The sequence below is a fragment of the Spirochaeta thermophila DSM 6578 genome (genome assembly GCF_000184345.1).
Taxonomy (GTDB): domain Bacteria; phylum Spirochaetota; class Spirochaetia; order Winmispirales; family Winmispiraceae; genus Winmispira; species Winmispira thermophila.
Genome location: NC_017583.1, coordinates 2403740 through 2423077, shown reverse-complemented (window position 1 = coordinate 2423077; position 19338 = coordinate 2403740). Strand labels below are relative to the sequence as shown.

The 19338-nt window shown below is 61.9% G+C and carries 20 protein-coding genes; 17 read left to right on the top strand and 3 right to left on the bottom strand.

Going from position 1 to position 19338, the window contains the following annotated elements:
* Positions 1-52 precede the first annotated feature (52 nt).
* The 6 genes from SPITH_RS11025 to SPITH_RS11000 all read left to right on the top strand — a co-directional run bounded on the left by SPITH_RS11025 (position 53) and on the right by SPITH_RS11000 (position 3890).
* Positions 53-283: a hypothetical protein gene (locus SPITH_RS11025; RefSeq protein WP_013314887.1), complete on the top strand. Its 231-nt coding sequence runs from the start codon at positions 53-55 to the stop codon at positions 281-283.
* Positions 284-363: 80 nt separating this feature from the next.
* On the top strand, positions 364-789 hold the full coding sequence (gene rplM, locus SPITH_RS11020; RefSeq protein WP_013314886.1) for a 50S ribosomal protein L13: 426 nt from the start codon (positions 364-366) through the stop codon (positions 787-789).
* A 12-nt stretch (positions 790-801) separates the two neighbouring features.
* On the top strand, positions 802-1197 hold the full coding sequence (rpsI, locus tag SPITH_RS11015) for a 30S ribosomal protein S9 (protein ID WP_014625729.1): 396 nt from the start codon (positions 802-804) through the stop codon (positions 1195-1197).
* A 115-nt stretch (positions 1198-1312) separates the two neighbouring features.
* The gene (locus SPITH_RS11010; RefSeq protein WP_245523394.1) at positions 1313-1819 is read left to right on the top strand and encodes a regulatory protein RecX; all 507 of its coding nucleotides are present in this window, start codon (positions 1313-1315) and stop codon (positions 1817-1819) included.
* Between the two features lie 56 nt (positions 1820-1875).
* Positions 1876-2511 carry an ATP-binding protein gene (locus SPITH_RS11005; protein WP_014625727.1) on the top strand — a complete coding sequence of 212 codons (636 nt, stop codon included), beginning with the start codon at positions 1876-1878 and terminating at the stop codon, positions 2509-2511.
* Positions 2511-3890, top strand: coding sequence for a B12-binding domain-containing radical SAM protein (locus tag SPITH_RS11000; RefSeq protein WP_014625726.1), 1380 nt, complete (start codon positions 2511-2513; stop codon positions 3888-3890). The genes SPITH_RS11005 and SPITH_RS11000 overlap by 1 nt, the downstream gene beginning before the upstream one ends.
* On the opposite strand, the gene SPITH_RS10995 is transcribed toward SPITH_RS11000, so the two are convergent.
* On the bottom strand, positions 3865-5007 hold the full coding sequence (locus SPITH_RS10995) for an NAD(P)H-dependent glycerol-3-phosphate dehydrogenase (RefSeq protein WP_014625725.1): 1143 nt from the start codon (positions 5005-5007) through the stop codon (positions 3865-3867). The genes SPITH_RS11000 and SPITH_RS10995 overlap by 26 nt on opposite strands.
* Positions 5008-5139: 132 nt before the next feature.
* On the opposite strand from SPITH_RS10995, the gene SPITH_RS10990 reads away from it, so the two are divergent.
* The 7 genes from SPITH_RS10990 to nadA all read left to right on the top strand — a co-directional run bounded on the left by SPITH_RS10990 (position 5140) and on the right by nadA (position 11162).
* Positions 5140-6486: a S1 family peptidase gene (locus SPITH_RS10990; protein WP_014625724.1), complete on the top strand. Its 1347-nt coding sequence runs from the start codon at positions 5140-5142 to the stop codon at positions 6484-6486.
* Positions 6487-6559: 73 nt separating this feature from the next.
* Positions 6560-6796 carry a type II toxin-antitoxin system Phd/YefM family antitoxin gene (locus tag SPITH_RS10985; protein WP_013314879.1) on the top strand — a complete coding sequence of 79 codons (237 nt, stop codon included), beginning with the start codon at positions 6560-6562 and terminating at the stop codon, positions 6794-6796.
* Complete coding sequence (locus SPITH_RS10980; protein WP_014625723.1) at positions 6793-7179, top strand: type II toxin-antitoxin system VapC family toxin; 387 nt, start codon at positions 6793-6795, stop codon at positions 7177-7179. The genes SPITH_RS10985 and SPITH_RS10980 overlap by 4 nt, the downstream gene beginning before the upstream one ends.
* A 64-nt stretch (positions 7180-7243) precedes the next feature.
* Positions 7244-8131: an ABC transporter substrate-binding protein gene (locus SPITH_RS10975; protein ID WP_014625722.1), complete on the top strand. Its 888-nt coding sequence runs from the start codon at positions 7244-7246 to the stop codon at positions 8129-8131.
* Positions 8128-9144 (top strand): FecCD family ABC transporter permease, encoded by a 1017-nt coding sequence (locus SPITH_RS10970; protein WP_014625721.1) that lies wholly within the window; start codon positions 8128-8130, stop codon positions 9142-9144. Before SPITH_RS10975 ends, SPITH_RS10970 begins: the two co-directional genes overlap by 4 nt.
* Positions 9145-9216: 72 nt before the next feature.
* Positions 9217-10017 carry an ABC transporter ATP-binding protein gene (locus SPITH_RS10965; RefSeq protein WP_014625720.1) on the top strand — a complete coding sequence of 267 codons (801 nt, stop codon included), beginning with the start codon at positions 9217-9219 and terminating at the stop codon, positions 10015-10017.
* Between the two features lie 65 nt (positions 10018-10082).
* Positions 10083-11162, top strand: a complete 1080-nt coding sequence (gene nadA, locus SPITH_RS10960; RefSeq protein ID WP_014625719.1) for a quinolinate synthase NadA — start codon at positions 10083-10085, stop codon at positions 11160-11162.
* Here nadA and SPITH_RS10955 read toward each other — a convergent pair.
* A complete protein-coding gene (locus SPITH_RS10955) occupies positions 11159-12067 on the bottom strand; it encodes a helix-turn-helix domain-containing protein (protein ID WP_155816562.1) in 909 nt (302 codons plus the stop codon). The two genes, nadA and SPITH_RS10955, sit on opposite strands and share 4 nt — an antisense overlap.
* 113 nt (positions 12068-12180) lie before the next feature.
* Here SPITH_RS10955 and SPITH_RS12155 point away from each other — a divergent pair, with 113 nt between their 5' ends.
* Genes SPITH_RS12155 through SPITH_RS10940 form a run of 3 tightly spaced genes read left to right on the top strand, consistent with a single transcriptional unit; the run spans position 12181 to position 16292 of the window.
* Complete coding sequence (locus SPITH_RS12155; protein WP_014625717.1) at positions 12181-13521, top strand: GH1 family beta-glucosidase; 1341 nt, start codon at positions 12181-12183, stop codon at positions 13519-13521.
* Positions 13522-13542: 21 nt separating this feature from the next.
* A complete protein-coding gene (locus SPITH_RS12150) occupies positions 13543-15969 on the top strand; it encodes a glycoside hydrolase family 94 protein (RefSeq protein ID WP_014625716.1) in 2427 nt (808 codons plus the stop codon).
* Positions 15966-16292, top strand: a complete 327-nt coding sequence (locus SPITH_RS10940; RefSeq protein WP_014625715.1) for a hypothetical protein — start codon at positions 15966-15968, stop codon at positions 16290-16292. Before SPITH_RS12150 ends, SPITH_RS10940 begins: the two co-directional genes overlap by 4 nt.
* On the opposite strand, the gene SPITH_RS10935 is transcribed toward SPITH_RS10940, so the two are convergent.
* The gene (locus SPITH_RS10935) at positions 16222-18156 is read right to left on the bottom strand and encodes a methyl-accepting chemotaxis protein (RefSeq protein ID WP_014625714.1); all 1935 of its coding nucleotides are present in this window, start codon (positions 18154-18156) and stop codon (positions 16222-16224) included. The genes SPITH_RS10940 and SPITH_RS10935 overlap by 71 nt on opposite strands.
* Before the next feature lie 187 nt (positions 18157-18343).
* Here SPITH_RS10935 and SPITH_RS10930 point away from each other — a divergent pair, with 187 nt between their 5' ends.
* Positions 18344-19336, top strand: coding sequence for a C4-dicarboxylate TRAP transporter substrate-binding protein (locus SPITH_RS10930; protein ID WP_014625713.1), 993 nt, complete (start codon positions 18344-18346; stop codon positions 19334-19336).
* Positions 19337-19338 lie beyond the last annotated feature (2 nt).

Genomic DNA, 19338 nt, shown 5'->3' with positions numbered 1-19338 from the left:
TGCGTATTGACAACGCACTCTCCCTGTGCTAGTACAGGACGAGGAGGTGAAGATGGTGGCCATACTCATAGGTCTGCTTCTCGTGGCAGGGGGACTCTACTGTGTGCTTCCTCTCGCATGGACCCTCGGGTGGTGGGAGGACTTCCTGGTACTCCTGCGGGGTGGTGTACCCTTCCTCCTCTTTCTCGTCGGGCTCATCGCCATCCTCGTAGGCCTCGCCGACATAAAGGACAGGGCGGAGACCAGGAAACTCGAGCGGGAACGGGCGTCCAGGGAATCCTAGGCAGCAGGGCGGCCCTTGACAAGGCAACGACTCTGTGAAACTATAGAGGCTCACATACCGGTTGACACGAGGATGGTAGTATGAAGACCATATTTCTGAAGCCGAAAGACATACAGCCCACGTGGTATCTCATCGATGCGAAGGGCAAGACCCTGGGGAGGCTTGCGACCCAGGTGGCGGCGATCCTCCGTGGAAAGCATAAGCCCTACTACGTCCCCCATCAGGCGGTGGGCGACTACGTGATCATCGTGAATGCCGACAAGATCGTCGTTTCGGGCAACAAGGAGACGAAGAAGCTCTACTACAGGCACACGGGGTATCCCGGTGGTCTCAAGGTGGCCACCTTCTCCCAGGTGATGGAGAAGCATCCCACCTATCCCCTGGAGAAGGCCATCAAGGGGATGCTTCCCAAGAACCGGCTCGGGAGGGCGCTCTTCCGCAGGGTCAAGATCTATGCCGGGGAGACGCATCCCCACGCAGCTCAGAAACCAGTAGTCCTTTCATAAGGGAGTGAGGTCGTGGCAACGATTAATCTTGCAGTGGCGACAGGCAGGAGGAAGACCTCTGTCGCGCGAGTCTTCCTTCGGGAAGGCGACGGTACCATCACCATCAACGGGAAGCCGCTCGAGGAGTACTTTCCCCGGGAAGACCACAGGATCATGGTCCGCCAGCCCCTTATCGTGACCGGAACCGAGGGAAAGTTTAGCCTCTACATCACCGTGAAGGGCGGGGGTATCAGCGGTCAGGCCGGGGCGATCCGGCACGGGATCGCGCGCGCCCTCTCGGCCTACGACGAAACGAACACACCGGTCCTCCGGGCGAACAAGTTCCTCACCCGTGACCCGAGGATGGTGGAACGGAAGAAGTATGGGCACAAGAAGGCGAGGAGAAGCTTCCAGTTCTCCAAGCGGTGACCTGATCGTTGGGATAGAGAAAGAGGGAGCCCCGCCCGGGTGCGCAGTGGTGCACCTCGCGGACGGCTCCTTTTTTTGTCTTCTGCGGCGGACCCTCCGGGAGGAGGGCCTGGAGGTGGGCGTCCGTGTCCGCGCCGACCGCCTTTCGAACCTGGCGGCGAGGGATGAACGAACCCGCATGGAGGAATACCTGGAGCCCCTCCTCAGGCGCCACCTCTACACCAGGAGGCACCTGAGGACGAAGCTCCTGAGAAAGGGATTCTCCTCCTCACAGGTGGATGCGCTCCTCGACACGCTGGAGGCGCGGGGAATGGTCGACGACCGGGTCTACTCCCGGACGTGGATCGAGTTGCGGACCAGGAAGAGCCCGCTTGGGAGAGGTGCCCTCAGGCAGGGGCTCCTCCGGAAGGGGGTGGATCCGCAGGCCGTCCGGGCCTCCCTGGATGAGTGGGACGAGGCCACCCTGCGGGAAGGTGCGAGACAGTACGTGATGCGCCTCGTGAGGCAAGGCGTCTCCCGGGAGAGGATATTCGCCCGAATGGCCAGGCGCGGGTTCGGGCCTGCGAAAGTGCGGCATCTGCTCGAGGAGGAGCCCGGAGAGGACGTGGAAGAACAGGGATAATTAGAATAGGGATAATCTTATCGAAGAACGTGTCGATAAAAAGGTGAGGGGTGCGTATGAACCGAAATGCGAACTCCGTGCGATCTCCACATCCGGACGAGAATGCATCCGAGCATGACGCCCTCCACTACAGGGAGCTCTCCCACCGGGTGCGGAACGACATCTCACTCCTGGTGAGCTACATGCGGCTCAAGGCCGCATCCCTCCCCGAGGAGTCGGGTATGATCCTGGAGGAAGTCGCCGCCCAGCTTCGCGGTCTCGCTCATCTCTACTCCTTCCTCGAACTCCGGCCGGAAGGCGGAATGGTCCATCTCTCCCGAGCCGTCTCCCATCTCGTGGAGGAGATGGCACCCCTCTACAAGGGGAGGGGCGTGTCCTTCTCATGGCACTGCGAAGACATCGTGGTTTCCCCCCGACAGGCGCTTCCCCTCCTCCTCCTGGTCCACGAACTGGTGGTGAACGCGCTCAAACACGCCTTCGATCACGAAGGCGGTACCATCACGGTCTCACTCGTGAGGAAGGGGGAAGAAGGCGTCCTCTCTCTCACCGACGACGGACTCCCGTTCGAGAAGGGGGATGCCTCGAGCGAGGGGATGGCCCTCGTGGATGCTCTCACACGGCAGATGGGAGGGTCCCTGAGGCTCTCACCCGCAGAGAAGACCTGGCTCGTCACCTTCCCCCTCGTGCGCTGATGCCTCCTTCTGCACTCCTCATCCAGCCGCCCGTCTACGATTTCGCCCTCTTCGACCTCTTCCTCAGACCGTACGGGCTCCTGCGTGTGGGGCGGTGGCTCGAAGAGGCGGGATACGAGGTGCGCTTCCTCGACTGCCTGGACTACAGGGATGTCTACACCGCGAAGGTGCTCGGGGCGGTGAGACGACGCCCCGATGGGACGGGCAAGTTCTTCAGGATCCCCCTCCCTCCTCCCTACACGGGGGCGCGCCGGAGGTTCGCACGCTATGGCATCCTCCCCGAACGGGTGGAGGAGATCCTCTCCTCCTGGTATCCGAAGGACCCGCCTTCGGTGGTGCTCATAGGTTCGGGTATGACGTACTGGTATCCCGGAGTGAAGGAGGCGGCGGATCTGATACGGAGACGCTTTCCCGGGTCCCTCCTCGTCGTGGGAGGGGTGTATGCCTCCCTCCTCCCCCGGCACTGCGAAGAGGTCGTGCGACCCGACGTGATCGTGCAGGGCGACGATCTCGAGGCCCTCCGGTCGGCCCTCGGGAAGGAGGGGCTTCCCGTTCCACAGGGAGTCGTCCCCGACCGCCCCCTCCTCCTCGAACGGGTGTGGCGCGAGGCCGGAGTGCTTCGGCTCCATCAGGGATGTCCCTATCGGTGCACCTACTGTGCCTCGTCCCGGCTCTCCCGATTCGTCCCGGGGAGAGGGGATGCGCTCTTCGATCTCTTGATGGACTACCGTTCGCGGTGCAGCACCTCCACCTTCGCCTTCTACGACGATGCCCTGCTGGTGGGAAAGGAGGAAGGTCTCCTGCCTTTCCTCGAACAGGTCCTCTCACGCCTCGGCTCGGCAACGAGATCGGGCCTCTCCTTCTACGTACCCAATGCCCTCCACGCACGGTTCCTCGACAGGCGGACCGCCTCCCTCATGGTGCGGGCAGGGTTCCGCGAGGTCCGTGTGGGGTTCGAGAGCGCGGAGGAGGGATTCCACACCCGCTACGATCGGAAGGTGACGAGCGGGGAGTTCTTGAGGGCCGTGGAGATCCTCAGGGAGGCGGGGTTTCCCCCCTCGTCGATCGTCGTATACGTCCTGGTGGGACTTCCGGGGCAGAGAAGTGACGAGGTGGAGCGGACCCTCTCGGCGTTGGAGGACCTGCCGGTGCTCGTCTCCCTCGCCGAGTACTCCCCGATCCCCGGGACCTCCCTCTGGGAGGAGAGTGTTCGGCGATCGAGGTATCCCATCGCGCACGAGCCCCTCTTCCACAACAATTCCATCTTCCCCCTCGAATGGGAGGGGTTTACCTTCTTCGATCTCGAGTGCCTCAAGCGAAAGGTCCGGGAACGGAACGCCCGGATCCGGGCTCTCAGTCCTTCAGGAAACGATCCCTGAACCGCTCGATGAGACCGGTGTTCCTCGTGCGTGTGAGGAGTTTCACCAGGAGGTCCTCGATGATGTCGACCGGCTGATCCTCCTTGTTGAGGATGCGGTAGACGCTCCTTATGATCGGGAGCCTGAGGTTGTAGGTCTTTGCGAGGGTGTGGGCGTGGGTCGCCGCGAAGACCCCTTCCGGGAGGTAGTCGAGCCTGGAGATGTTGCGGATGAGATCGTCTATGTCCTTGAAAGGTCTCAGGATGTTCTTGAGGAGGATCTCCCTCCCGAACCTTCGGTTCCTCCCGTACTTACTCCGGCATGTGACGTCGAGGTCTCCCACCCCGGCGATGGACGTGAAGGTCTCCGGGTGGGTGGAGCCCATGGCCGTGCCGAGGGCCTGGATCTCGTTGAGGCCCGCGGCGAGGAGGAGCGATTCTGTGTTGTCACCCACGAACTCGGAGCCGGTTTCGATGAGTGCGTCGAGCACCCCGAAGGCGATGGCGATCACGTTCTTGATGGCCGCACTCACCTGCACGCCGATGGTATCGAGGCTGGAGAAGACGAGGAGTCTATGGCTCGTGAGGAGATTGCGCACCTTGATGCTGTGCTTGGGGTTCTTGGAGGCGCTGATGAGCCCGGTGAGTTTCCCCCTTCCCACTTCTTCCGCGTGGGAAGGACCTGAGACGTAGACGAGGTTGTCCTTGTAGAAAGGAGGGAGGTGTTCCTCCATGGCCTCCAGGATGAGTCTGGGTCTGCCTCCCTCGTCCGGAATGAACCCCTTGGTGAACACCGCGATGATGGGTCTCCCTTTCGTGATGTCGGGTAGAGAGGAAATGCCGGAGGTGATCTTCAGGAGAAAGGGGGAAGGGGGGACGAGGAGGAGGTATTCCTTCTTCTGTACCGCTTCCGCGAGGTCCGTGGTGGCGCGGATCCGGGAGGAGAGCCTCACACCGGGCAGATACCTCATGTTCTCGTGGAGCCGGTTGATCTCTTCCGCCACCTCCTGTTCGTACACCCAAAGATCGACGTGGTGGCCTTTCTCTGCCACGACCTGGGCAATGGCGGTGCCCCATGCACCCGCACCTATCACTCCTATCTTGCTACGAAGGATGGGCACCTGAAAGTTGACGCGCATCGTGAAGCTCCTTTCCGATCGGGTTGTGCAGACAAAGGGATGCGGGGGCTCGGATGGGAGTCCGCTTGTGTTTGTACGCAATCATGCGTATGGTATAGTAGAGTATCCGCCGTGGAATTGCAAAGGGGGAGTATGAGGATTTTCGCAGGGATCATGTTGTGCGTCGCGTTCGTATCCGCGGATCCCTTTCAGGGGGGTGCGGACTTCCCCGCCATGCTCTTCCCCGGAAGGGAGGTGTCCGCCAGAGTGGAGCCTCAGCCGGGGGTGAGGGTGTTCACCTTCAGTGTGCCGCCCTCCACCGTGGCCGCGCGCCTCCGGGTCCGTGCCGGGGGGTCGGTGGAGGTGGCGGTGAGAAGGGAGGGGCGGGTGGTGGCGAGGAGCGTAGGGGAGGGGTGGGAGGTGTGGCTCACGCGATGGGAGAGGACGCTCAGGCCGGGGACGTACGTGGTGGAGGTGGGATATGAGGGTGATGTGGGTGACGGAGTGGATGTCTCGCTCCTCTTCTCGCTCGTTTCCGGTGAGGCCTCGTTCGACATCGAGACAGGACGACCGGTGAGGCTCGTGCTCTCGCCCGAGCAGGCCATGTGCACGGTGGGGAGGCTGAAGGTGCCTCAGGGAGTGCCGGCCCTGAGGGTGGATGTCCTCGATGCGGAGGGGGATGTGGATCTTTTCCTCGCTCCCGGGACTGCGGTTCCGGATCCTCGGGCGGCCTCCCATCGGGCCACCACCCCTCTGGGACGGGAGTCCCTGGTGGTGGGAGAGGGACTCGCTCCCGGCGACTACGCCCTCATGGTGGCGGACCTGCGGGTCCTGGAGGCGCCCGAGGAGGTGGTGCTCCTCGTGCGTTTCGAGGAGTCTCCCCCCCCTCTCGAAGCACGGGGACCTGTCTTGAGCCCGGTGGTACAGGTGGTGGCCGGACGTTCGATGGGATCGGGGGTCCTGGTGTCGGAGGATGGGAAGATCCTCACCGCCCTGCACGTGGTGGAGGGTGGTGAGGAGGTGGTGGTGGCGGTGACCCGTGAGGAGGGGATGCCGCCGGATGAGCTCTTCCGTGCAGAGGTGATCCTCGAGGACGAGGTGCGGGATCTCGCCCTCCTCCGGTTGACGGCCGATCTCTACGGCAGGCCCCTCCCCGAAGGGATCGATTTCCCCGTCGTGACCCCTGCCTTTTCCGAGATGCGTGTGGGGAGCCGGATCACTCTCGTCGGCTATCCACCGGGGGTGGGATTGCGCTCCCGGCCCGTGGAGCTCCGCCTGCCCTCTCTGGTCGCCGGACGGGAGAGGGTGTGGACGGAGGGAGGGCGTCGGGATCTCCTCAAGGTTTCCGGGTGGATCGGGGAGGGGATGTCGGGTGGTGCGGTCTTCGATGAGCAAGGGAGGCTCGTGGGGATTCTCACCGGACGGATATCCGATGGGTGGGGGGGGCTCGGTGTGGTGGTGGCTGCACATGAGGTGCCTTCGGACTGGTGGCACAGATGAACTCTCGCCCTCTTTTCCTGTTTCTCCTCGAAAGTAAATTGACGAAGATGTGGTATTTCATTACAATGTAGATATGTTCACGATAGAGCGGTCCGTTGCGGCAAAGATGTTCGAGGAGCTTCTCGAGCGCGCCCTCAAGGGGGAGGATGTGGTGATCACCGACGAGGAGAAGATCCCCCTCGTGAGGTTCGTCCCTGTTCAGGGTGTGCGTTCCGATCGCGTCCTGGATGGGGCGAAAGGGCTCATCGTGTACATGTCGGATGATTTCAACGAACCGCTCGACGACATCTTTGCAGAGTACGTGCCATGAACATACTGATCGATACACAGGCGTTTCTCTGGGCTGTTTCGGACAGCGATAAGCTCTCCGAGCGGGCGAAGGAGGTCTTCTACAATCCCCAGAATGTGCTCTACTTCAGTGCAGCCAGTTATTGGGAGATCTGTCTCAAGATGTCCCTGGGCAAGCTCCGGCTCGAGAAGGGGTGGAAGAAGGTGATCGACCGGGAGATGAGCGTGAACTCCATCAAGTGGCTCAAGCTCAAGAAGGAACACATGGTGCGCCTCCTCTACATCCCATGGCTCCACAACGATCCCTTCGACAGGATGCTCATCGCCCAGGCGCAGATGGAGAAGTGTGCGATCCTCACCTCCGATCCGCAGATCGCCCAGTACGACGTGCAGACCATCTGGTGAGGGATCTCCCATGTGCGGCGGTAGAGACGTCGACTCGATAGTTTCTTGCAGAAAGGGGTGGTCTATGCGGAGGATGTGGGCTTCGCTACTGGTCGTCTTCCTCCTCGGCTCGGGGCTCGCGGCGCAGGAGGAGCCCGCGGTCCGGGTCACCGACTCGTATGGGAGACGGCTCCTTCTCCCGGAGTATCCCGACAGAGTCGTCTCCCTGGCTCCGAATATCACCGAGACGCTCTTCGCTCTCGGGAAGGGTGATCTCTTGGTGGGGCGCACCGACTACTGTGACTGGCCTGCCGAGGTGGCGGGTGTCCCGTCGGTGGGCACGATCCTCCAGCCCAATATCGAGCGCATCGTGGCCCTGGAGCCGGATGTGGTGATCGCCTCCTCCCACCTCTCCAAGGAGGTGGACGAGAAGCTGCGGAAACTCGGGATCCCGGTGGCGGTCTTCAATTACCCTGAGAGTTTCGAGGGCACCTACGAGACGATCCTCCAGGTGGCCCGCGTGGTGGGGGCTGTTCAGAAGGCGGAGGATCTCATCGACGGCATAGAGCAGACGGTGCTCACGGTGATGAGCGCGGTGAGCGGGCTCCCCCGGCCAAGGGTGTACTACGTGATAAGCTATGGTCAGTTCGGCGACTATACTGCGGGAAAGGGGACGTTCATCGATACCCTCATCCAGATCGCCGGAGGGGTGAACGTGGCCTCCGACGTGGAGGGATGGCAGTACAGCGCGGAGAGGCTCCTGGAAAAGGATCCGGATATCATCGTCTGTTCGAAGTACTACAACACGAAGGAGGGATTCATGAAGACCTCCCCCTATACCCAGCTCACGGCGGTGAAGGAGGGCCGGGTGTTCGAGATCGACAACAATCTCGTCGACCGGCAGGGACCGCGGATAGGGGAGGGGCTCATGGCCCTGGCGCGTATCATCCATCCGGAGGCTTTCGAGGAATGAGGGGATGGGTTCGCGTGCTTCGGTGGGGGTTGTTCATGGCCCTCACCGTTTTTTTTGTGTGGGGTGCGGTGTTGGTGGGGGCTGCGGAGGTGTCGCCTCCGCGCGTGTGGGCGGCCTTGCTCCGTCTGCTCAGGGAGGGGTTGCCCGGTCCCTCCCGCCTCGGGGTGACAGACAGGATCCTGCTCTACGTGCGTCTGCCCAGGGTGCTCCTCGCCTTCCTTTCGGGGGCGGTCCTGGCGGGCGCCGGTGCGGTATATCAGGGGGTCTTCCGGAATCCCATGGCCGATCCCTATGTCCTGGGTGTCTCGGCGGGAGGTGCACTGGGTACCGCGACGGCGGTCTTCGTCCTTCCGGGGGAATGGCTGCCTTTGTCCATGATGGTGGGGGCGTTCACGGGAGGAGCGGCAGCCCTCCTCTTGGTCTACGGGATCGCGGGTTCGGTGCGGAGCACGGCGACCGAGACCCTCCTGCTCTCGGGTATCTCGGTGAGTCTCTTCCTCTCGGCCCTTCTCTCGCTCCTTCTCACGTTCGTGCGGGATAGGGTGGGGAGCCTGGTATTCTGGATGATGGGGAGTTTCTCCACGGCCGACTGGGACAAGGTGGGGGTCGCCCTGGGGCTGGTGTTGGGTGAAGTGCTCCTGGTGGTGCCCTGGGTGAGGGATCTCGACGTGCTCTCCATGGGAGACGAGACGGCGGTGGGTTTGGGTGTGCGGGTGGTACGGGTGAGACTCTACCTCCTCCTGGTGGTCTCGCTCGCGGCTTCGGGGGTGGTGGCGCTCTGCGGTCCGGTAGGGTTCGTGGGGCTCGTGGTGCCGCACATGGTGCGGCGTCTCCTTGGGGCGCGTCATGTGCGGGTCTTCACAGGGGGGCTCTGGCTGGGGGGGATGGTGATGGTGGCCGCGGATACCCTGGCGCGGGTGGCCCTTTCGCCCTCGGAGCTTCCTGTGGGGGTGGTGACCGCGCTCGTGGGGGTGCCGTTCTTCGTCTACCTCCTCAGGTGGCGGCGGGGGTGACGGGACTCTCCTGCGGGGGCGGGTGTGTTGCGTGTCCGCGGGGGCTTTGCTAGGGTATGGGTGGAGGTGTCGATGGCTCAGGACGAGGTGGTGTTGCGGTGCGAGGGGGTGGGGGCCAGTCTGGGGGACCGGCGGGTGCTGGATGCGGTGGGGGTGTGGGTGAAGAGGGGGGAGGTGGTGGGGGTGCTCGGTCCGAATGGGGCGGGGAAGAGCACGCTGCTCAGGCTGGTGGTCCGGGTGCTCGAGCCGGAGGTGGAGTGTGTGTGGGTGTGTGGGGAGGAGGTGCGGAGTCTCTCCCAGAAGGAGATCGCCCGGAGGGTGGGGTATGTCCCCCAGCAGGTGGTGGTGCCCTTCCCCTTCACGCTGGAAGAGGTGGTGCGGATGGGCAGGTGGCCGCACCTCGGGCGGCTGCAGCCGGAGGGGGAGAGGGATGTCCGGGCGGTACGGGAGGCGATGGAAGAGGTGGGGGTGTGGGGTATCAGGGGGCGGAGGGTGGGGGAGGTGAGTGGGGGAGAGCTGCAGCGGGTGGTGCTCGCCCGGGCGTTCGCCCAGGAGCCGGCGGTACTCCTCCTGGACGAACCGACGAGTCACCTGGATCCGGGGTTCGCGTGCCGGGTGATGGGACTGGTGAGGGGTGTGTGCCGGCGGAGGGGGGTGGGGGCCCTCGCGACGTTCCACGACATCAACCTGGCTCTCCTCTATGCGGACAGGCTCGTGTGCCTCAAGGAGGGGAAGGTCCTTGCCTCGGGAACGCCGGAGGAGGTCGCCGATCCCGCACTCTTCAGGGATCTCTACGGAATCGAGGTGGTGTGCATCTCGCATCCCGTGAGCGGTCGGCCCCAGGTGGTGTTCGTCCCGGAGGCGGGATTGTAGGGGTCTGGATTCCTTATGTGTTTTGTAATATTTTGTGAAAAAGAGATCTGCCATGGGAGGTCTGTATGACGCTCAGGGAACTCAAGGAGGACATGAAGCGCCGGATGGGGGAGATCGTCCCCGAGGTGGAGATCCCTCTGAAGGCCGAGCTCATCCTCGAGATACGTGCCCTCAAAGAGGAGAAGAATGCCCTCATCCTGGGGCACAACTATATGGAGCCTGCACTCTATACTTATGTACCCGACGAGCGCGGGGATTCCCTCGAGCTCAGCAGGAAGGCCGCGGGAACCGATAAGCCCATCATCGTGTTCTGCGGGGTGAAGTTCATGGCCGAGACCGCCAAGATACTCAATCCCTCTAAGAAGGTACTCATCCCCTCGCTCGAGGCGGGATGTTCCCTCGCGGAGAGCATCACCGCAGAGGATGTACGGGCGATCAGGGCTCTCCTTCCCGGGGTGCCCATTGTCACCTATGTGAACACCTATGCGGACGTGAAGGCGGAGAGCGACTACTGCTGTACCTCGGGGAACGCCGATCGGGTGGTGAAGGCCCTCGGCGGGGGGACGGTGGTCTTCCTCCCCGACCAGTACCTCGCCTCGAATGTCGCCGAGCAGCTCGGAAGGCGCATCCTCTTCCTCAAGAAGGAGGATGGAGGCCTTTCACCCACCCTCTACGATCGTGAGGGAAAGGAGGCGGCCGATGTGAGGGATCGATCCTCGTGGGAGGGGGCGGTGATAGGGTGGGGGGGGCGGTGTGAGGTGCACGAGAAGTATACCGTGGACGATGTGCGCAGGATCCGGGCCCAGTTTCCCGATGTGTGTGTGCTCGCCCACCCCGAATGCCCGCCCGAGGTCGTGCACGAGGCCGATTTCGCGGGAAGCACCAGGGCCATGATCGACTACGTGGAGAGCACGGAAGCCTCTCGCTATCTGCTCCTCACCGAGTGCTCCATGGGTGACAACATCATGGCGGCCCATCCGGAGAAGAAGATGCTCAGGCTCTGTTCGGTGCGTTGTCCTCACATGAACCAGATCACCCTCGAGCAGACACGAGATGCGCTCCGTTATGAGCAGTACGAGGTCTTCGTGGACGAGCAGATGCGGGAGCGGGCCCTCACGGCGGTGGAGCGGATGCTCGCCCTCTAAGGTGCGCGTGTGGAGACGCCACGCCGCGTGATCCGGCGAAACTCCCTGGGAGAGAGGCCTTTGTACCGTCTGAACTGGCGGGCAAAGTAGTTGCTGTCCTGGAAACCCACCTTCTCCGCTATCTCGAGCATGGTGAGGTCTGTCTGGGTGAGGAGCTCACATGCCTTCTCCACCCTGAGATAGGCGAGGTAACGGAGGGGAGGCATGCCCACGGCCCTTATGAAGTGGCGGCGCAGGGTGGAAGGGGAGAGGTTCGCTCTGACGCAGAGCTCCTTGATGGTCCACCGACGGGGGTACTGGCTCTCGAGTGCGGAGATGACCGAGCTTATCGTGAGGATCCGGTGGGCTTCCGGGGTGGAGAGGCGCTGGTATTCTCGGGCAAGGACGGTGAGCAGCTGGAAGAAGAGGCCTGCAGCCATGATGGAGTGTCCCGGTGCGCGTGAATTCTCCTCACGGATGAGATGGTGGATGAGCCGTTCCACTTCTTCGAGTCTCGACCCCGAGAGTTTGAGGTGGCCCTTGCGTCTCCCCTCGAGGCGCTCTCGCGGCTCCAGGGTGAAGAGGGCCGTAAACCCCGGAAGCTGTCGGAGCTCGTGCTCGTAGGGCTCAAGTACGTTTCCCCGAAACATCACGTTCACCAGTCGCAGGTGCGAGGCCTGGAAGTGGTGGGGCACGGACGGGGGGATGATGAACACATCGCCTCGGAATACCGAGTGCGCGGTCTCGCCGATGTGGTGGAATCCCTCTCCGTCGAGAATCACCACCAGTTCGAAGAAGTCGTGATGATGGGGGATGTAGGTGAGATCCACACCGTGATCAGGTGCGTGGCGGGAGGGGAGGAAATTGGTGGATATCCGGATACTCTCGCCGTTTCGGAAGAGCTCACCGTGGGAAACCGAAAACATGACCATATTGTGCTAAAAAGAGGTAATATCGTCAAGGAAAAAGGTCATATCATCTGATATACTTTCCTCGCAGGTTGATGGATTACATCACATATGTGTATGCTGGAGGACGTATGAATCAAGGTCTGTTTCCTGAGGATTTTGTCTGGGGAGTGGCGACCTCGAGCTATCAGGTCGAGGGATCGCTCGGCGCGGACGGGAGGGGGGAGAGCATCTGGGACACCTTCTCCCGGATGCCCGGAAAGGTGAAATACGGCCACAACGGTGAGCCCGGTGCCTATCAGTATCGGCGGTACGAAGAGGATGTGAAGCTCATGGCAGAGCTCGGGATCACCTCGTACCGGTTTTCCATCGCGTGGCCGAGGGTCTTCCCCGATTCGATGAAGAAACGAAACCCGAAGGGATTCGACTACTACGACAGGCTGATCGACGAGTTGCTCGCTCACGGGATAGAGCCCTTCGTGACCCTCTATCACTGGGATCTCCCCCAATACCTCGAGGATGAGGGAGGATGGCCTTCCAGGGAGACGGCGTTCTATTTCGCGGACTATGCCAGGGCGTGTTTCGAGGCCCTGGGTGACAGGGTGAAGATGTGGGCCACACTCAACGAGCCGCTCTGTTCCTCGGTCCTGGGATACGCCCTGGGATGGCACGCTCCCGGGAAGGAGGATTGGAACCTCGCCATGTCTGCACTCCACCACCTCTACCTCGGGCATGGTCTCGCGGTACAGGCCTTCCGGGACGGTGGATACGAGGGGAGGATAGGGATGGTCCAAGTGGTGTCGGTGGGGCGTCCGGCCACGAGGAGGGAGGAGGACCTTCTCGCCCTGGAGAAGTACAGGGAGGAGAGTGCGAAGCTCTTCCTCGACCCGCTCTACGGTCGGGGATACCCGGAGCGACTCATGAGAGAGGCCGGAGGTTCCTTCCCCCTCCAGGAGGGAGACCTGGATATCATTGCCACCCCGATGGATTTCCTCGGCCTCAATTACTATTCGGAGCGGGCGATAAAGGCGGATCCGGAGAATCCACGTGGTTTCTCGGAAGCCCCCGATCACTATCCCAGAACGGCTATGGGATGGGCCATCGTGCCGCAGGGATTGTATCGTCTCTTCAGGTGGGTGTACGATCATTACACGCCTTCCGAGATGTATATCTCCGAGAACGGGGCCGCTTTCCAAGATGTGCTCACGCCGGATGAGGATGCATGTCACGATCCGGAGAGGATCGCTTACCTCAGAGACCACCTCGCCTCTGCTGCGAGGATCGTGAAGGAGGGGATCCCCCTCAAGGGGTACTACCTCTGGTCGTTCATCGACAATTTCGAATGGGCCTACGGGTATACCAAACGCTTCGGGATCGTGTACTGCGACTACCTCGACGGACGGCGCATCCCGAAGGACAGCTACTACTACTATCGAGAGGTGATCGCAGGGAACGAGATCTTCGAAGTATAAGTTGAGTAAGGAGGTCGTATCATGTCGTACGGACATTTCGAAGGGAGAGAGTACGTGATCACCAATCCACGCACTCCCGTGAAGTGGATCAACTACGTGGGGACCATAGACTTCGGTGGGTTCGTGGATCACACGGGAGGGCTCCTGGTGTGCAAAGGCGATCCTGCACTCAACCGGATCACCAAGTACATCACTCAGCTCCCCTCCTCGGAGTTCAAAGGCTCCACCATCTATCTTCGCGGGAGGAGGGGGGATCGGTCTTTCCTCTACTCGCCCTACTATGTCCCCACCCTCCATGAGTACGATCGCTATGAGTGCAGGATCGGCCTGGGGTATTCCCGGTTCCTCATGGAGTACGTGGGGATCCGCACCGAGATCACGGTCTTCGTGCCCGAGGGGGAGAGCGTGGTCCTCCAGGACGTGCGCATCCGGAACACGGGGAGCGATACGGTTGAGGTCCTCGACCTGATCCCTGTGGTGGAGTACTCCCACTTCGACGCCCTCAAGCAGCTTACCAATGCGGATTGGGTGCCCCAGACCATGACGAGCAAGGCCATCGGAAGGCCGGGGGGGCTCCTCGTCCTGAGGCAGTGCGCCTTCATGCAGACGGGGAGGGCCGAGAACTTCCTCACCTCCAATTCCCCGGTCTCGTCGTTCGAGGCCGACAGGCGCAGATTCCTGGGCGAGAACGAGTACGGTACGTGGAAGATGCCGTTCTCACTGGTCGATGGGCGTGAGTTCTCCAACTACGAACCGCTGCGGGGGGACAATGTGGGCGCCCTCATGCACCACGTGGGTCCTCTCGCGCCGGGTGAGGAGCGGAGGGTGATCGTCCAGCTGGGCCAGGTGGAATCGGTGGAGAAGGCGATGCCTCTGATCGAACGGTTCAGGGAGCCGGAGGAGGTGGATGCCGCCTTTGCGAGGATGCAGGCCTTTTGGGAAGAATACCTCAACGTGTGTCAGGTGGAAACTCCGGATCCCGAGTTCGACCTGCTCGTGAATACCCACAACCCCAGGCAGTGTTACGTCACCCTCAACTGGTCGAGGTACCTCTCGTACTACCAGCTGGGCTACGGAGCCCGAGGGATCGGGGTGCGGGATTCGAGCCAGGACGTGATGGCCGTGGTGGCGGGTGCACCCGGTCGTGCGAAGAAGCTCCTCAGGAAGCTCCTCTCGGTGCAGAAGCGGAACGGCTCGTCCATGCACCAGTTCAACCCCAAGACCATGGAAGCCACCATGGGGGATGCGCGGGAGATGGAGGATCGACCGCAGTACTATGGGGACGACCACCTGTGGTTGGTCTTCGCCGTGTGTCACTACATCGCAGAGACCGGTGACTATGCCTTTCTCGAGGAAGAGATCCCCTTCTATGAGAAGGACAAAGAGGGGAGGCCTCTTGAGAGCGCGCGTGTGCTCGAGCATCTCGAACGGGCGCTGGCCTTTACATGGAACGATACCGGGGTCCACGGGATACCACACCTCGGGTTTGCGGACTGGAACGATACCGTGAACCTCAAGATCGGGGCGGAGTCCTTCTTCATCGCCCACCAGTTCAGCAAGGCGGCTCGTGATCTCGCCGACCTCATGGATCACCTCGGCAAGAAGGAGAAGGCGGAGACCTACCGTTCCTATGCCGAGGAGATGAAGCGCCGCGTCAACGAGGTGGGATGGGACGGCGAGTGGTACCTGCGGTACTTCGACTGGGATGGAAGTCCGATCGGCTCGCGCGGGAACGTCCATGGAAAAATCTACACCAATGCGCAGTCATGGGCAGTGATCTCGGGGAACGCCACACCGGAGCGTGCCCGCAAGGCGCTGGATGCGGTCTACACACACCTCAACACCAGGTACGGGATCAAGCTGAGCACCCCGGGCTACGACCACTATGATCCGAATCTGGGTGGGGTGACGACCTATCCTCCCGGTGCCAAGGAGAACGGAGGCATCTTCCTGCATGCGAACCCGTGGGTGATCATCGCAGAGTGCATGATGGGCAACGGGGAACGGGCCTACCAGTATCACAGACAGGTGAATCCCATAAAGAAGAACGAGATCATCGATATCTACGAGGTGGAGCCTTACGTATTCTGTCAGAACATCTTGGGCGACGAACATCCACAGTTCGGACTCGGGAGGAACAGCTGGCTCACGGGTACCGCGAGCTGGATGTACCAGGCCGCGACGCAGTACATCCTCGGTGTACGGGTCACCCACAGCGGGATCGTGATCGACCCGTGTCTGCCGTCCGAGTGGGAGGGGTTCAGGATGCGGAGGAAGGTGCGGGGGACGTGGTACGAGATCACGGTGAGGAACCCTGAGCACGTGTCTCGGGGGGTTCAGAGCTGTACATTGGATGGAGAGGCGGTCGAGGTATCCGGAGGAGCGGCCCGTATACCCTTCGATACCGAGGGGAAAGACCATGTCGTGGAGGTGATCCTCGGAGCATGAAGGCCCGGATACCGCATGAGCGCATTCTCAAGGAGGCCCGCAGGCTCGATCCGGTGAGCCTACACAACATCCTCATGCGGACCCCCGATGCGGAGATCGCCATTCCACTCCTTTTCATGGGGGAGGCCGAGCAGAGGTTCCTTCTCTCGGTGCTCTCGGAAGAAAAGGCCGCACGGATTCGTGCCCTGATGGGACGTCTCCAACGGGTGAAGATCCCCTACGAGATGTATAGCGAGGTAGTGAAGAACCTGCTCATTCGACTGCAGGGTGGGCGTCCTCCGGATGTGGGGACGTACTATCGGCCTGGGATTCCTCGAGGGTGAAGGTGTCGACGGTGTGGCGGAGGCCGGTCATGCGGGCTCGGGCCTCCTGGGCGAGGTCGCTTATGACGGTGACGGCCTGGAGGATCTCCTTGGTGCCGCGCTCGATCTCCTCGATACCGCGTCTGACCTCTGAGGAGATGGAGCGGGAGCCCTCTGCGGCGTCCTGGATGGTGCCTGACTGCTTGAGCATGGTGTCGGCGCCCTCTTCGATCTTCTGGGTGATGGAAGAGATGGTCTGGGTGGCGGAGAGGATGGAGGAGCTCGCGCGGGAGAGCTCGGTCATGCTGGCGGCGATTTCGTCGAGGGCGGTGGCGAACTGGGTGACCTCGCGGCGGATGTTTTCGAAGGCGTGGTGGCTCTCGTCGCTGGCGCGGAGGGCCTGCTGGATGCGGTCGGTGATGCGGGAGAGGGACTGGCTGATGCGGTCGGCGTGCTCGCCGGTGGACTCTGCGAGCTTGCGGATCTCCTCGGCGACGACGGCGAAGCCGCGGCCTGCCTCGCCTGCGTGGGCGCTCTCGATGGCGGCGTTCATGGAGAGGAGGTTGGTCTGCTCGGCGACGGTGTCGATGATCTCGATGATCTCCTGGATGTCGGAGATTTCGCGGTGGATGGAGGAGATGACCTCGTTGGTGGTGCTGACCTTTTCTCCGCCGTCGTGGATGACGGAGAGGAGGTCTGCGGTGCGGGATCTGCGCTCCTCTGCGAGGGAGGCGACGTGCTGGACGGAGGCGTTCATCTCTTCGATGGCGGCGGAGCTTTCGGCGATGTTGCGGGCCTGGGTCTGGATCTGAGAGACGACGGAGTGGATGCGGTCGACGATGGAGGAGATGGCGGAGGTGGCCGCGTCGAGGTTGGTATCGAGTCTGGCGACGAGGTCGCGGATGGACTCGATGGTGCGGGTGATCTGGTTGAGGGCGCTGGCGGACTGGGCGGCGCCGCCTGCGAGGACATCCTTGAGCTCCTCGACGTTGCGGGAGGCCTCGCGGACCGAGAGGAGGAAGTCGCGGATGGTCTGGAGGACGGTGGAGATGTGGGAGGCGAGGTGAGCGAGCTCGTCTTTGGAGGCGGTGAGGGATCTATCGGCGAGTTCGTGGAGTGAGGTGAGGTCGCGGTTGCGGATGCGGTTCATGGCGGTCTCGATGCGGAGGATGCGGGAGGCGAGGGAGCGGGTGGTGGTGGCGACGAGGAGGGCGGTGAGGCCGATGACGAGGAGGGTGAGGCCGATGAGGACCCACTGCGACACCGCGGTGATCACCCCCACCTGCCTCTCGATCCGCTCCACCAGACTTTCGACCCGCTCGTTCACGAACATCTCCACCGTGGATACGGTGATACGCAGTTGTGTGAGAGTCTGGGAGATCCTGAAGAGGGCGGTTCGGGGTGCATCCGGGTGAGTGGTGAGGTAGTTGTTGATCTGGAAGATGTCCCGTTTGAAGTTTTCGGGGATATCGGGACTCTCTATGATTTCGGTGAGATACTCCTCGGTGAGCGTGAAACGCTCGGCGTTCGTGCCCCAGAGCGCGTAGATCTTGGCGATGTCCGTCTTGAGGTCCTGGGAGAGGAACCTCCCCCCGGGGTGCTCGCTGAGATCAAGGAGCACCTCGTCCACTTCCTGTATGCTCTCCTTCCATCGATCGAGGAGGTCCGAGAGGGATGCGCTCTGGAGCGTCTCGCTCCCATAGGCGATGAGGTCTTTGCTCCGGGAGAGAAAGGCATGGGCCTGGATGAGGGCCTTGAGCCCCGTGGCCTGGAGGTCCTGGAGCGAGGTGATCACGGCGTTCCGCACGACGAGTGCTCCCACCACGAAGGAGAGGAGTATCCCCACCAGCAGAAGTATGAAGTAGAGTCGCGTTCGCAGTTTCATTTTAACTGTTCAACTCCTTGATGAAAGTGATTGTAAAATGTTTTCGCCCATGTTGCAACATCGGGATGACGTGAGAACCGGCAGAAAGCAGTAGAACGAACGAAATTCATAAGATTTTGAATGCGGGATAGCCGAAAGCAGGGTTCACTGGATCTCGGACAAATCTACTCAACCATGGAGGTGTCGTATGACGAGACGTATGGCCTGTTTCGTGCTCATGGTGTCGCTCGCCGGGATGTCCCTCTGGGGATCGGGGGCCCCGGAGGAGACGAAGACCTACAAACTGATGGTGGGTATGGTGGTGACCGAGAGCGATCCCATGTACAAGGGAGCGGTGGAATTCAAGAAGAACGTGGAGGCCCGAACCGAGGGAAGGGTGAAGGTGGAGGTGTATCCCAATTCCCAGCTGGGAGACACCAGGGATATGATGGAACAGGTGAAGGCCGGCGCGAATGTCGCGGTGATCACGGATCCGGCCCGACTTGCTGAATCGGTCCCCGAAATCGGGATCCTCGGGGCGCCCTACATCGTGGACGACTTCCAGGAGGCGAGGAAGCTCGTGACCTCTTCCCTCTTCTCGACGTGGGCCGAGGAACTCGCCGGACACGGTTACCGGATCCTCTCCTTCAACTGGTACCAGGGTGCGAGGCATTTCCTCACCAACAAGCCGGTGAAAGTCCCACAGGATCTCAAAGGGTTGAGGATCCGTACGCCCGGTGCCACGGTCTTCCAGGAGAGCATAAAGGCCATGGGGGCCAGTCCCGTGGCGCTCGCGTGGTCTGAGGTATACCCGGCCATACAGCAGAAGGTGATCGACGGGGCCGAGGCCCAGTTTCCCGCCGTGGTGGGGGCGAGGCTCCACGAGGTGATAAAGTACATCACCAAGACAGGCCACTTCCAGCTCATCACCGGGCTCGTGTGCAGCGAATCGTGGTTCAAGGGACTGCCCGAGGCGTATCGGCGGATCCTTCTCGAGGAGGCGCTCAAAGCGGGTGACTATGCCTCACAGCTCACCATGGAGGGGCTCAAGGAGAACGAATCCTTCCTGAAGTCCCAGGGGGTGGAGATACTGGAAGTGGACATCACACCCTTCAAGCAAGCCTGCGAGGCGGTCTACGACAAGATCGAAGGCTACCGGGCGCTCCGGGAAGAGGTGATGAAGGTGCTCGGCAAGCGCTGAAC

Bases quoted from the DNA above. Each gene is read 5' to 3' on its own strand.
- SPITH_RS11025 (WP_013314887.1), top strand. From the start codon at position 53: ATGGTGGCCATACTCATAGGTCTGCTTCTCGTGGCAGGGGGACTCTAC.
- SPITH_RS10940 (WP_014625715.1), top strand. From the start codon at position 15,966: ATGAAGGCCCGGATACCGCATGAGCGCATTCTCAAGGAGGCCCGCAGG.
- nadA (WP_014625719.1), top strand. From the start codon at position 10,083: ATGACGCTCAGGGAACTCAAGGAGGACATGAAGCGCCGGATGGGGGAG.
- SPITH_RS10990 (WP_014625724.1), top strand. From the start codon at position 5,140: ATGAGGATTTTCGCAGGGATCATGTTGTGCGTCGCGTTCGTATCCGCG.
- SPITH_RS10995 (WP_014625725.1), bottom strand. From the start codon at position 5,007: ATGCGCGTCAACTTTCAGGTGCCCATCCTTCGTAGCAAGATAGGAGTG.
- SPITH_RS10980 (WP_014625723.1), top strand. From the start codon at position 6,793: ATGAACATACTGATCGATACACAGGCGTTTCTCTGGGCTGTTTCGGAC.
- SPITH_RS11000 (WP_014625726.1), top strand. From the start codon at position 2,511: ATGCCTCCTTCTGCACTCCTCATCCAGCCGCCCGTCTACGATTTCGCC.
- rplM (WP_013314886.1), top strand. From the start codon at position 364: ATGAAGACCATATTTCTGAAGCCGAAAGACATACAGCCCACGTGGTAT.
- SPITH_RS10930 (WP_014625713.1), top strand. From the start codon at position 18,344: ATGACGAGACGTATGGCCTGTTTCGTGCTCATGGTGTCGCTCGCCGGG.
- SPITH_RS10935 (WP_014625714.1), bottom strand. From the start codon at position 18,156: ATGAAACTGCGAACGCGACTCTACTTCATACTTCTGCTGGTGGGGATA.
- SPITH_RS10985 (WP_013314879.1), top strand. From the start codon at position 6,560: ATGTTCACGATAGAGCGGTCCGTTGCGGCAAAGATGTTCGAGGAGCTT.
- SPITH_RS12155 (WP_014625717.1), top strand. From the start codon at position 12,181: ATGAATCAAGGTCTGTTTCCTGAGGATTTTGTCTGGGGAGTGGCGACC.
- SPITH_RS12150 (WP_014625716.1), top strand. From the start codon at position 13,543: ATGTCGTACGGACATTTCGAAGGGAGAGAGTACGTGATCACCAATCCA.
- SPITH_RS10975 (WP_014625722.1), top strand. From the start codon at position 7,244: ATGCGGAGGATGTGGGCTTCGCTACTGGTCGTCTTCCTCCTCGGCTCG.
- SPITH_RS10965 (WP_014625720.1), top strand. From the start codon at position 9,217: ATGGCTCAGGACGAGGTGGTGTTGCGGTGCGAGGGGGTGGGGGCCAGT.
- SPITH_RS11005 (WP_014625727.1), top strand. From the start codon at position 1,876: ATGAACCGAAATGCGAACTCCGTGCGATCTCCACATCCGGACGAGAAT.
- SPITH_RS10970 (WP_014625721.1), top strand. From the start codon at position 8,128: ATGAGGGGATGGGTTCGCGTGCTTCGGTGGGGGTTGTTCATGGCCCTC.
- SPITH_RS10955 (WP_155816562.1), bottom strand. From the start codon at position 12,067: ATGTTTTCGGTTTCCCACGGTGAGCTCTTCCGAAACGGCGAGAGTATC.